Raw genomic sequence first — 12385 nt, 5'->3', positions numbered from 1 at the left:
GTTCACTTTAGAAAGCATCAGATAGCAAAAAGCCGCTCATAAAGAGCGGCTTTTTTAAGGTGATGCTTGCAACATAAGTCTTCATAACGCAAACCAATTATCAAAGAGTTAAAGTACAATTTGCAACATAAGTTCGCATAACATTGCATCGAAAGTCTGCAAATTTGAACAACGACTAAGATTCAACGTAGTAAATTTACTACGCTCCAATTAATCCTCTAGACAGAATCGCTTGGTGATCACAAGAGATGAGTTAATGCGCTAAGAAGCTTCTGTCGGATAGGCGGCACCTGTTACCAGGTGCCTCCCTCCTCAGAACCGTACGTGCAACTTTCACTGCATACGGCTCAAGCCTCCACAAAGGCACCGTTAAGCACCCAGTAACAAAATTACCTTTGCGATACACACTCAAAGCTTTAAAACTGACCCAATGACCACTTGATGAATAAGAAACCACGGTTCGTTGTCAGAAGACGCACTAATTTCATTCGAAATCATCATTTGCTTTTCTTCTTTAATAAAGTTCTTCAAGCTATCTCGCAACGGGAGACCAGTTAGAAGTCAGCTCGCTTTCGCGCCAGATATAAACCTGTATCTACTTCATTACAAAGTAGCATTCGCTTTTTCTAACCTCCTTTACCTGCATACCTATCGGCAACCTTCACAGGCTGCTTTCCCATAGGGAGATATACAGGCTTACCCTGTTCCGTATGTCGCGTAAAATGTCAACTTAGATGCCCACAATGGTGCGGAGAGTGCAATGACCACGAAAGAGTAATGTCCAATCTCTTTCCGACTCTCGTTGCCTTTTGGCTACAGCGTATTAACCACTTCCGCTGCTTCATCATATAACGCGCCTTAAATGGATTCACATTACATTCATCATATTGCCCCCCTAGCACTCACCCAACTTGTGGTTGTCAGGAGAAACGTCCTCTCACGATTCCGTTCCCGCTCAGTTTAACGACCAAGCTTCGTTACATTGTCAGAGCCGCTGCTTTATTCAGGCTCTTAGGGGCATCTGGTGGTACAGATGGTTCACTCTTCGTGGTGAACAACGCTTCATACGACTTCAGGTCGCACGGACATTTCTGAGTTAGCACTTTTGCTAAATTAGGGAAAGACGAATTAACTGAAGTATGGCAAACGCTGGTTTAGCTTGTCTCTAGAACAATTATTGGCGACCATAGCTAGTTATCCAACGGCCATTCACGAGTTTCAATCAACCCTTGCTCAAGCAAGTTGTCGCGAAGCTGGTGAATCCTGACTTTTAGCTCATCACGTATTAATCGAATCGCTGGAGAGATCAACTGACGACTCGGTAATATCAGCCACATTTCGGTCAGTGGTATATCGCTATTAACTAATATCCTCTCTAATCGGCCCGCGAGTAAATCTTCACCGACATCAATAGCGGATTTCTTCGCTATCCCCACCCCATCAATACACCACCGACGAACAATATCACCATCATTCACAGCTCGATCACTGTTCATTTTTATTCTGTATTTTTGATCACCATGATAAAGATCCCAACCGTCGTGCACGACTTCGTACAGTTTGTAGAGCAAGGCTTTATGTTGATATAAATCATCAGGAACCAAAGGTCGACCATGATTTTCAATATAATCAGGAGAAGCGCATAGAACATGAGGGATATCGCAGATCTTAAATCCATACAAGTTGGATTCTTGCGCGGCACCTTTAGTCATAGCTCGTAACGCCACATCGACCCCATCGCGGTAAAAATCGGTTCGGCTATCACTCACATGGAGCCTCAATGACAGGTCTTGATGCTTGTCCATTACATCATTAAGCAAAACGCGCATCAGGTTGCGCCCCATCTCAGAAGACACCGCGATACGAACTTCCCCACTGATGGATTGCTGCTCTTCATTGACCAACACCTGCCCTTGTTGCAACAAATCCAATGCTTGTTGGCACAAAGGTAGATACCGCTCACCCTCTGGGGTCATGCGCATCTTTCGCGTCGTTCGAACAAATAACTCGGCTCCTAACTCTTGCTCTATCCGTTTTAATGACACACTTGCAGCAGAAGAGCTCATATCAAGTTGATTCGCCGCGGCTGTAATCGATTGAAGCTCAGCAACTTTCAACAAAACCTGTAAATCTGAAATTTTCATCACTATACTCTTCACTACTCGAATGGTCAGTTTTATTATCCACGATTTAAGGAAAGTGTATTAAAGATTAGCCCGTTTATCGAATGAATAATTTTGAATATTATTAATCTCAAGCAAATACAGCAGAGACATTACTATGAAATCATTATTTAAAGCATCGACATTAGCACTAGCCGCAACGCTACTTACTACACCTTCTTTTGCCGATGAAGGTTCTTCAAAAGTTGTCGCGGTAAACGATATTGAGTGGGGTTATCTAAACCCTTTGCGCGGCGTACTTAGCCCGGGAGCTGCGGACCTTTGGGGTGACCGTACAACGGATACCGCAACAGGTATGTTGGTACGCTTTAACAAGGGTTTTGAGTCACCACCGCACATTCATAACATCACGTACCGCGGTGTGGTCATTGAAGGTCAAATGCATAATGACGATCCAACATCAGAAAAGATGTGGATGCCAACAGGCTCGTTCTGGACGCAACCAGCAGGTGAAGACCACACCACTGCCGCAAACGGTGAAACAAACCTAATCTACCTTGAGATTGATGCGGGTCCATATCTAGTTCAACCATCTGAAGAGAAGTTCGATAATGGCGAACGTCCTCTAAACTTGCATAAAGACAATATCGTGTGGCTAAACAGCAGTGATCTTCACGATATCAAAGTAGACGGTGTTCAATCAACGTATGTTTGGGGTAGCACTTCTGACATGGGTGGTTCAATGATCAAACTGCCTGCCGGCTTTGAAGGAAAAATCACCACGGACGCAAGTGAGTTCCGCGCCGTTGTGATTGCAGGCTCGATTGAGTACAACTCAAAAGAACAAAGCAGCAATCTTACTTTAAACCCGGGAAGCTACGTGGAATCTGAGGGCAAGTTCTCTCATAACATCACCAACACGGGGGACTCTGAGGCAACAATCTACATCCGTACTAACAGCAAGTACCAAGTGAAATAAGCCCTAGCTCGCTTTGTCCCTCGCCATCGGCTTAATCCCCCTTAAACCGGTGGCAATTTCCATCGACGCGCAAATCTGTGCAGCACAAGGGTTATGTACAATACAAAGGTTAATATATGAAACACATATTGTTCATCGCTTCTTTGATCATGGTGACATTCAGCTCTGCCTCTTTTGCAGCAAACCAAGTGCGCGATGAAAATACGGTAGAAATTGAGTGGCTTGATCTGATCCCAGAAAGCGAACGTGCACGCGTCAGCGATGAAACCCTTGCTGCCCTTGACCATAGTGCGAATGTTGCTCAGCAGGCTCTAGTGGGAAGTGTTCGTCCAGAACTGAATGGCAGCAACGTCAAAATACCGGGTTTCGTGATTCCATTAGAAGGGGACTCAGAGTCAATCTCTGAGTTTCTTTTGGTTCCCTTTTATGGTGCGTGTATTCACGTTCCACCACCACCTCCAAACCAGATTATTTACGTCAAGTTTGAAGAAGGGACTCCAACTAAAGACCTTTGGGATATCGTTTACATCACAGGAACCTTGAAAACAGAAACAGTAATTTCTGATGACATAGGGGTCGAGTCAGGCTATTCCATTGAAGGTGCGAGCTTAGAGATATATAACAAAGTGTGATCTAGTAAAACTAGAGACTCTATAGGGCTGCGGGTGACCCAAACCAATGATCTGGTAGTGAACAACTAAGGAAAGAGCCATTTGGTTAGCCCGCACTTCACTAGACACTGCACTGGTTAGAAAATGTAGACCAAATGGCTAGCCTTGAAGTGTGACAGACATGCATCCCGAATTGGAATGGGGCACTTTCGAGTTAGAAAGTGCCACGGGTAAAAATTCAACCAGAGAAGCTTGTGGACAAAATCGAGTTTAGTTTTGTGCCAAATTATAAAACCTCGGATAGCTTTAGGTATGGAGTGGCCTAACTGATATCCAATGATAGTGGGGCGGATCAGATAGTCCTTTTGTGCTCCCCAAACAAGATCATTACTATGAGAAAAGCTAACAACAAGCCGTAAATTATAATTAATAGAGGCTTTCCAACTAAAACCTACCTCAGCTATGACTGGTGATCGCTGCTTCTGTTGCTAATTTGAGCTTTGTGATTTTATCACTAGTCATCTCAAAGCTACTGTCATATTTGTTCGTTGAAGCAACTCGAAGTTGGCGCTCGACAGACATCAGATCACCAATAACTCTACGTAACTTAGCTGCTGACATACGAATCTGTTTCATTATTTGCATCACTGACGCCCCTGAAACGATAACGCAACCACTCATGGTGTAATACTTTGCATTGAGAATCATTTCAAACTCTCGGATACAACTATTAGCAACAAGCAGCTCATCAATAGTTAAGCTGTCAAAGTAGCTCTCAACATGCGCTGATCGTTCTATCTCGCGATAAGCCTCCCTTAGCTTTTGGGCTTGATCATCTAGTTGACCAATAATAATATTCGCTAATTCATAGTTTTCATCTGATAGATAAAATTCGTCATTTTTATACTCTGATTCTTCCAGACGAAGTGCCATAACTTTAGCAATGATATCGCTTATACTATCATTAGCACTGCCATCAAAAGCTGCCTTGATAATTTTACTCATACCGTGTCTCTTGTTTACTACAACCTCAAAAGTATTATAGGGATATGTTGGTAAAATGATAAGCCTGGCTAATTCAACCTATGAAGATTCTGGAAACTTCCGTGTTAAAAAACACCTCGGATAAAATCGACCAACTAATAAAAAACCATCAAGCCTAAACATGATGGTTTTGATTCTTAACTGCTTGCTCAGCAGGCTGGTTGCTTTCTTCCTGGCCTATTCTTAGCTGCCTATGCGGCAGGACACTTAACCGGGTTTCAACCTTATGTGCGCGACATTTTCTTAGCTGCCTATGCGGCAGGACACTGTTAACTATAGTCGCTAAGCTGTTAATTCCACGGGTTTTACATCGCAAATCCATAAAATACCCTTTTTCTTCTTACTTCTGTAAGTCCTTGTTTTTAAATCTCTAAAAACGGGCTGTCAAAAAAGGGTCAAACACGTAACTCTGGAACCGTGCCTTTTCTCTCTTGATTGGTGGCTAAACCATAACTATTAAAGTTTGCTGCATCGCGCTCACTAACAAGCTCCTTTTGTACAAACAAAATATAATCTTCCCCAGATGAACCGCTGGAGATTGGGATTCGATGAAAACTATCGATGATTCGCTCTTCATTAGTGGCTGGTAATGATTGTCCATCACCAGAGAAATCGGCTCTCGCCATGCTACGTTTGATTCGACGTTTCTTGGAGCCCAGAAAACTTTTCCCAATCGTTTGATTACGGGTAAACCTCACCTCAACCGCAATGTCAGGCACCTCACAAACACTGGAGATCTCAAATAAACCTTCATTTACCATCACAGAGAAATAGGGCTGAAAAGCGAGTCCAATCATCATCTCTTTATCTTCAGCAACAAAGGCAATGGTTTGGCCAACTGTAGATTCGTTCCAGTCCGGAAAACTCACACCTATTTTATTCATGGCTTGTCGGTTATTGACCATAAACAAGTGCATTTGGAATATACACCGGCCTGCCAATAATTCATGGTCGGCTTGTGCAGGTATGTAACGTATTAAGAAGTAGTAACGCTTCGTCATAGTCATCCTTACTTCGCTTTGGAACAATTGAAGAGACCACCCTTGATCAAGACCGACATAATAAAGTGCACGTCATTTGGGATGGTCTGAGAAGCTGTCATTGTCTCAATCCAATTCTCTGTATTTCTGACTAATTGGTAAAAATCATTTCCATGGGACACATGTCGCCTTGCTATCACGTATTCTCGGTCTGCCCCGTATTCATTCACTCTTAATGGCTTATCTGCATCTTCATGCCACCAATCGTCAATCGATTGCAACGCTGCACCAATTTTCTGACCATGAAAAGCAACGGTTTCTTTTCCGTCCAATAGTTCGACAGTAGCTAACTGCTTAGTAGGAACACCATCTTCTCGGCTCTCTAAAAACTCTTGGCTTGGGTAAACCTCATCTCCCCAACCAACTCCAATTTTAGCTTTGACATCCATATAGAAATATTCGGTCGGGTCAGACAGGGCTCGCATCAAATAGGCTGTGAGCTTTTCTAGACATCCTGCTGAATCTTCGTCCCAATGACCATACCAAGAAAGCCTTGTTGCGTTTTCTATAATCAAGGTTTGTGAATCACTGGTGGTCACTTCTATCGACAATTGTCGACACTCTCTGTTTCTCCAAAGCCAAGTGCCAAGCAGGATGTTCTTTGCGTATCGATGAGCTAGCTCCTGATACCCATTGAGCTCTTTGTAAGTTTTAGCCAGTAATGAAAGTTTACCGCGTACTTCACCGTCACTACAGATATCAGGGGTTAGAGAATTTGCTCGAATTCGAAGGGGGAATGCACAGTAGATATCATCTACACCCGGCTTTACGTAACACTCTTCAATGAACTGAGGATTGGAGTAAGCTAAGTCTTGTGGAGCAACATTCTTTTTTACAAACTTGCCCCCTTTATAGGCTTCTGCATAACCCCCTTTTGGTGCGCGCAACCTAGTTCTATCAACTTCAAGGGGACACATCTCACCACTTTTAGAAAGATGGTAGAAATATGCTTTGCCAGCAGAGAGTGATCGAACGTAATTCAGCTGAGTGCAAAGTTCCATAAGCAATTAATCCCTATAATTTTTTATAAGAATAGTTTCGCTACTGCATTCTATCGACCAAAAGGCGTGGTTTAAAAAGTGATCTCTTCCACTAAAACGCACTTCTATCGGGTTGACTCGCTGAGCAAGCCCTATCGCGTTCTCTGCATAAGCGTGACAACTGGTGATTGAGTTGCCCCGTTTAGTTGGACGTTCTAACAAATGGTAGCCGATGGAAACTGGCAAGTTATCAGCGTCTTTAGTAATTAAACGTTCTAGCTCATCAAAATCACTCGGCTGATTTTCTCTTGGGTACAACCATTGCCCGTATGCTGGTAACCCTTTTATGACATGGAAAAGCTCACTCCTGCTGGTAAACGTCTTAAGCCACTCAACCTGCGTCGAGAGCTGTGGTTGGTATAATGCCCCTCCGGCGAAAGCGACGGGAAGTGCCGTTTTAAGTGCGGACTTAAAATCTGAAATTCGGCTGTCACTATGGACTCTGATAACTAGGTCTATTTCTAGGTCTGCCAATCGTTCACTACGAATAGTTGGTCGCTTCGCGTTAGAAACCGTTCGTGCTTTAGCGACTGAGTTGGGTTCGGTAAGCTTGGCCGTCGGTTGAATGTTCTCACTTCGAACATAAAAAGAGAAACTCGAAAACTCAAACGGGGAATCACAATTAACTAGCTTATTAAACTCTCTTTGGTAATGGTGCATGAACCCCCAAATAGCCGCCAAAGAAGGAGCACCACACAGATATGGGCTACTCATTGCGACCGCGTCTTGCACTCTCATTGATGACAAATAGATATACTGCTCACCCGCTACCTTATCTTCATTGCTATTTGGTTTACTAAGTTGTTCAAGTACCCATACAATTTGGGCTTTGACGACCTGCATTAGCTTAGGATGATAGGCAAACTTGGCGGCATACTTGTTATTCTGAAACGCGAGATGTAAGCAACGGTTAAACTCACTAGCTAAAGAGCCCAGATCCGATTCTGGTTGGGTCAAAAAGGCTTGAGCTAAAGTGTCATCATGTTCCAATTGCTGTTGGTTGGGGTCAGCATCAACGATATCTCTTAACTCAATTAATGGAAGCATCCACAAGGCTATCTGCTTTCGCAATATCTTACTTCTAACCTTACGAGCGCTCTCCCTTTGCTTCTGTGTTTTTGATGGCTCTGAACCAATTAGATGATTTAACACCTGACAGATTTTAGCGTTAGTTACCTGATAGTCATCAAAGTAGTGGCCACTCTTTTTGCGACTTTCAGGTAACGTCCCACCCTGCGCTGGTTTAACGTCTAGCGGATAGTTTAGGACTTTCATATGCCCACCTAAACTGCCACACAGATTCCCATTATTTTGTGGATTTGGCTGTGAAGAAGACACAAATTTGAGTTTACTTTCACGACTTCTCGCTTTTATTTCTAACTCACATTGAGTGGTATGACTAACCACAGGTGTGACCGAAACGTAATCACCATTCCATGGAAATTGTAGTTGCTTACTGTAAGTACTAACACTGTTGGGAAAGGAGCTATCAGGAAGGTCTTTTGCCAGCGTAAGTTGTAATCGAGAAAGTGACTCAGCCTCCAATCCGAACTCTTTAAGCAGCTCTAGCCAAACTGAGTTTTCTTGCTTAATTAGAGAAATAATACACACAGGCTCTGATTGCCAACTGAATGAGCTTAGTAACCACAATACATGACGATACTGCGCAGGGCTATGCGACCATCCCAATCGTTGCTCTAGTACTGAGCTTGAAATAAACGACTCGGTTGTCGTAAGAGCCTGTGCAACTATCCGCTGATTTTTAACTCGGCAGTCTGGAAACTTGAGATTATGAGTGTGGAACCATTTGATCTCATCAAGGGATGCCTCTAGGTTCTCTGCGGCTTTTAAATGCCTTTTAGCGCGGGCAATATCCAACCAATCCAAGCATCTATCTGATTGATGGCTTGAACTGAGATTGAGTAAGATCGTTAGCGCTTCTTTTTCACACCCATCAACACAGACATCTTCCGTATAGGGCATGAACATCTTCTTTAAAGCAGACTGCTTTACTGCCTCGTCTTCAATTGCTAATAAGCCACTTAATTTCGTCATAATTACCACTCAGGTAGATATACACTTAAACCATCACTTTCAGAGCTCATTCGAGTCAGCTTTGTTTCGATGACACTTCTTAAAGTAAACGCCGACTCATGACTCGCTATCTTTGTATGCATTCGCGGCCTGATCGCGGCTTTAATCTCACCAAACTCATACAGCCGATACACTTCATCGGTGGTGCAAGAAAGCAATGTAGAAGCTTCTAAGGGGCTGAGCAGTACATCACCGATATTTCCTTTGCCGCTTGAGGGCACTGTTGCCATTAGCTTTGTAAAGTAAGCTAACATCTGTGCAAGCACTATATTGTGACTCAACTGCCGACTGGGTAACTGACGGCAATCTTTAAGCAGAGCACCAAAAGCTTCATTGAAAAACATCTTCTTCCAATCTTTTACTCGCACAAGTTCTGCCTTCTCTTTCAAGGCATCGAGGTCTTGCCACAATGCCGTTGGCCAAGAGCCACAATATTCAATGAATGACTCAAAACTGAGGTCATCGATATCGCCATAACGATTTACATACCAAAGTAAAAAGCCATAGCGCTCAGATAACGTCATTTCTCCTTTTAGTAATCCCAAGGATTTTGAATCATTCCCTGACAACCATTGAGCAACTAATACCTCCACCTCTGGCGCATCTTCTACTGGCGAATTTCGGAGTTCGAAACCACATTCACATTGGCTAATAATCTCGGTACTTTGGTATTCAAGCCTCGACTTACACTCAGGGCAGTGATGAATCAGCTTACAGCCATGATGTTCACAAGCTTGGTGAGAGATAAATTGCCACTGCTGGCGAATGTAGGGAGCTTCGTCAATACACAGCGGGCAAATAGGCGTGAAGCGTTTGCGAAGAAAAGCATAAGGGTAATCAACCCCGAATCTATGTACAGCTTTGTATTGCGGAGAGAATTGAGCTTTTGAATGTGATAGCGCTAGGCGCAGTACACCAAAGTTATTGAGCTTTAGTTGGTTCTCAAGATGAATGAGAACCCGCACTCGCATTTGGCTTGTGGTTTGAGCGTGGTAGATATTAACTCGTTCGAGCTCTAAGGGGAAAGAACCAGCCATCGCTTCATGCTGATCCATGGTGTCGAACCAGATGTCTTCGGCGAAATGAGAAAATCGCTCGTAACCTTGCTCTTGCGATAAACGCAACAAGAAGCTTTCAAGCGATTCGTCAGAATAAAGTTGAATGTCTGTATTCACATGCCACCTAAAACTTAGAGTTTCTAAGTTTTAGTATCGGAGATATTTCATGCATTGCAACCATAGAGGCCAACATATTTTGCAAAAAACGCCTATGAACTCATTCAAAATACGACAGAATCGCTTGGTGATCACAAACTATGATGCGAAAGAGCTAAGAAAATTCTGCCCCATTCCTTCTCAGCGCGAATATCTACTCAAAATCTTAGACTGTACGTTTGCCTTATCTGTAGTTTTTCTTTTTTACGGCGAAGCTCTTCGTGTGTGCCACTCCACTCCTTACTGGCATTGGATGAAATTTTACAGCCATCAATAGCAAACATGTTACGGCCAATTAGGCCTTGTTCATCGCATATCATGAGAACCTGAGTGAACAGTGGCTCGATGGTGTCCTTCATTTGTGCGATGAAAGCCGCGATCGTGGTAAAGTGCGGTCGTTCATCGCCCGATAAGCACATGAAGGTGACGTTGTTGATGCAAGCCCTTTCTATGCTACGGCTAGATAACATGCCGAGGGAATAGGCGTAAAAAATAACCTTAAGCATGATGGAAGGTGGGTAAGCCGCCGCCCCGTTTTTGTCGTTGTGGTAGTGCACATCAAAGGGCGAGAGGTCGAGGTGGTTATCGACAATGTGAGAAATCGCATACTCGATAGTTCCGGGGATGAGTTGTTCATCGATGATGATAGGGACGAACATGTTTTGGTTCGAGTAATCGGTTTTGAAGTTGGGCATAACCGTGTCTCGTGGCGAATAATTTAGATTAGATCACAAGGAATTAGTGCGTTCAAGTTCATATCATGATGAAATGGCGGTAGGATCAGAATTGAGACGGGCGAGGAGAAATTCTACAGCCTCGTTATGTGACCAGAATCCCCCACGTTTAGTAGAAACTTTACTAAGTTTAGATCTGGGGCTAATTGAAAGGAGTATGAGTATGAATTATCAAAACACACTAATAAAACTAGGGGGGTGATCTTAGGTAGCATGATGTTAACTGGCTGTCCAATCGATGGAGCGACTGGAGAACAGGGCTCAATAGGAGCGACTGGACCACAAGGCGCAACAGGCTTAGATGGAATAAATTGTTGGGATACCAATGAAAACCGGGTGGATGACGCCAATGAGGACATAAACGCTGATGGCTTATGGGATGTGAATGACTGCGCTTCTGTTGCTGCAACCAGCGTTAGTCAGAATCTTTCTGTCGATTTGAATCATCAACACATATGCGAGGCATTAGCGAACCTGGGCCAATATCCGCAAGGCTGCCCGTCAGTAACGCACATAACCCCCAATGCAACAGGAGACTTCAGACAGATTTCGTTCATGTTGGATGATGGTAGTGGAAACACTGCATTTAGTTGTGGTTTCCCCCCGAACAACGGACTGTTGACTCTCGAAAAAAATCAATTGGATCAGGTTTATTACTGGAAGTTGGAAGGAGGCTTTGTCGCTAGCGCAACCGTCATAGCTCTTGAGGACGAGCTTGGTGCCGATATAGGGAACCCCAGTAATAGCTGCTTGGACCTTTGCGAAAATGACCCTGAATGTATAGCATCTTACGCGGAGTCAAAAACCGTATTTTCAGGGAACACTAGAAACATTGTATACAATTGCGCACTTTTCCATCATTCAGATACGATTCAACCTTTTGAGAAAGCATGTGACGATAAACTGGCGAATTGTGGTACTACCTCAGGAGTTTTGTCCGCTAGTCAGCGATGGGCTGTTCGCTGCCCTTGACACATAACAAGGCAAATCAATCAGACGCATTACGGCTTGTCATTGTTTTTGCTAAAAAAAGGCAGCAAAAACACCGCCAAACCTAAGCGCTGTTGTTTGCGGCGTTAACTTCCTATACTTCAACTAATCCGTTATATCCTAATTTAGTAATGTAACTGGCAAGGTTCTGTCCAGAGGTTTCATAGGCCTGAAGTTTTACTCGTGGCACTTTTCTCAAAAAGTGCCAGCTGGCTCAGATCTGCCCCATTTCAATTCAGCGCAGCTTTTCCTAACATTTTTACGATATCATCTTTGCCTAATTTATTGTAATGCGACAAACTTAATACACCCCCTAGATTTAGTGCGTATTTCGGTGATTGCGATCGCTCGTTTCGGTTTATTCCGATCACTTGATCCTGCCGTTTTTCTCTCTTCCTATTTTTACTCTAAGTGATCGGATTGCGCCAGTTTTCTCATCGACTCACCTCCTAGTTCTATTCGATGACTATTGTGTACCAGCCGATCCATTAGAGCGTCTGCGACAGTGGCGTTACC

The 12385-nt window shown here is 43.6% G+C and carries 11 protein-coding genes; 3 read left to right on the top strand and 8 right to left on the bottom strand.

Annotation, left to right across the window (positions count from 1 at the left end; translation table 11 throughout):
• Positions 1-1190 precede the first annotated feature (1190 nt).
• The gene (locus AB4583_RS12950) at positions 1191-2144 is read right to left on the bottom strand and encodes a LysR family transcriptional regulator (RefSeq protein ID WP_102320871.1); all 954 of its coding nucleotides are present in this window, start codon (positions 2142-2144) and stop codon (positions 1191-1193) included.
• Between the two features lie 136 nt (positions 2145-2280).
• Here AB4583_RS12950 and AB4583_RS12945 point away from each other — a divergent pair, with 136 nt between their 5' ends.
• Together AB4583_RS12945 and AB4583_RS12940 are read left to right on the top strand one after the other, a co-directional pair.
• Positions 2281-3102: a DUF4437 domain-containing protein gene (locus tag AB4583_RS12945; protein ID WP_102320870.1), complete on the top strand. Its 822-nt coding sequence runs from the start codon at positions 2281-2283 to the stop codon at positions 3100-3102.
• Between the two features lie 116 nt (positions 3103-3218).
• The gene (locus tag AB4583_RS12940) at positions 3219-3734 is read left to right on the top strand and encodes a DUF3299 domain-containing protein (protein WP_102320869.1); all 516 of its coding nucleotides are present in this window, start codon (positions 3219-3221) and stop codon (positions 3732-3734) included.
• Positions 3735-4169: 435 nt separating this feature from the next.
• Here the strand turns inward: AB4583_RS12940 and AB4583_RS12935 are convergent, their stop codons facing one another.
• From AB4583_RS12935 to AB4583_RS12910, 6 genes are all read right to left on the bottom strand, one after another.
• Complete coding sequence (locus AB4583_RS12935) at positions 4170-4718, bottom strand: hypothetical protein (protein WP_151416712.1); 549 nt, start codon at positions 4716-4718, stop codon at positions 4170-4172.
• Between the two features lie 434 nt (positions 4719-5152).
• Positions 5153-5758, bottom strand: a complete 606-nt coding sequence (cas6f, locus tag AB4583_RS12930) for a type I-F CRISPR-associated endoribonuclease Cas6/Csy4 (RefSeq protein ID WP_372117601.1) — start codon at positions 5756-5758, stop codon at positions 5153-5155.
• Positions 5759-5766: 8 nt separating this feature from the next.
• Complete coding sequence (gene csy3 / locus AB4583_RS12925; protein WP_372117598.1) at positions 5767-6798, bottom strand: type I-F CRISPR-associated protein Csy3; 1032 nt, start codon at positions 6796-6798, stop codon at positions 5767-5769.
• Positions 6799-6804: 6 nt separating this feature from the next.
• Positions 6805-8892, bottom strand: coding sequence for a type I-F CRISPR-associated protein Csy2 (locus AB4583_RS12920; protein WP_372117595.1), 2088 nt, complete (start codon positions 8890-8892; stop codon positions 6805-6807).
• Positions 8893-8894: 2 nt separating this feature from the next.
• Positions 8895-10106 carry a TniQ family protein gene (locus tag AB4583_RS12915; RefSeq protein ID WP_372117592.1) on the bottom strand — a complete coding sequence of 404 codons (1212 nt, stop codon included), beginning with the start codon at positions 10104-10106 and terminating at the stop codon, positions 8895-8897.
• Positions 10107-10303: 197 nt separating this feature from the next.
• Positions 10304-10840 carry a transposase gene (locus AB4583_RS12910; RefSeq protein WP_372117590.1) on the bottom strand — a complete coding sequence of 179 codons (537 nt, stop codon included), beginning with the start codon at positions 10838-10840 and terminating at the stop codon, positions 10304-10306.
• Positions 10841-11092: 252 nt separating this feature from the next.
• Here AB4583_RS12910 and AB4583_RS12905 point away from each other — a divergent pair, with 252 nt between their 5' ends.
• Positions 11093-11851: a hypothetical protein gene (locus tag AB4583_RS12905; protein WP_372117587.1), complete on the top strand. Its 759-nt coding sequence runs from the start codon at positions 11093-11095 to the stop codon at positions 11849-11851.
• Positions 11852-12271: 420 nt separating this feature from the next.
• Here the strand turns inward: AB4583_RS12905 and AB4583_RS12900 are convergent.
• On the bottom strand, positions 12272-12385 hold a 114-nt coding region (locus AB4583_RS12900; protein WP_065675938.1), incomplete at its 5' end, for an ATP-binding protein.

This window comes from Vibrio sp. 10N.222.49.C12, from assembly GCF_041475025.1.
In the GTDB taxonomy this organism is placed as follows: domain Bacteria; phylum Pseudomonadota; class Gammaproteobacteria; order Enterobacterales; family Vibrionaceae; genus Vibrio; species Vibrio crassostreae_C.
The sequence above is the reverse complement of the archived record's forward strand: the minus strand, read 5'-3'. Positions and strand labels throughout refer to the sequence as shown.

Bases quoted from the DNA above. Each gene is read 5' to 3' on its own strand.
- AB4583_RS12940 (WP_102320869.1), top strand. From the start codon at position 3,219: ATGAAACACATATTGTTCATCGCTTCTTTGATCATGGTGACATTCAGC.
- AB4583_RS12935 (WP_151416712.1), bottom strand. From the start codon at position 4,718: ATGAGTAAAATTATCAAGGCAGCTTTTGATGGCAGTGCTAATGATAGT.
- csy3 (WP_372117598.1), bottom strand. From the start codon at position 6,798: ATGGAACTTTGCACTCAGCTGAATTACGTTCGATCACTCTCTGCTGGC.
- AB4583_RS12905 (WP_372117587.1), top strand. From the start codon at position 11,093: ATGATGTTAACTGGCTGTCCAATCGATGGAGCGACTGGAGAACAGGGC.
- AB4583_RS12910 (WP_372117590.1), bottom strand. From the start codon at position 10,840: ATGCCCAACTTCAAAACCGATTACTCGAACCAAAACATGTTCGTCCCT.
- AB4583_RS12945 (WP_102320870.1), top strand. From the start codon at position 2,281: ATGAAATCATTATTTAAAGCATCGACATTAGCACTAGCCGCAACGCTA.
- AB4583_RS12920 (WP_372117595.1), bottom strand. From the start codon at position 8,892: ATGACGAAATTAAGTGGCTTATTAGCAATTGAAGACGAGGCAGTAAAG.
- cas6f (WP_372117601.1), bottom strand. From the start codon at position 5,758: ATGACGAAGCGTTACTACTTCTTAATACGTTACATACCTGCACAAGCC.
- AB4583_RS12950 (WP_102320871.1), bottom strand. From the start codon at position 2,144: ATGAAAATTTCAGATTTACAGGTTTTGTTGAAAGTTGCTGAGCTTCAA.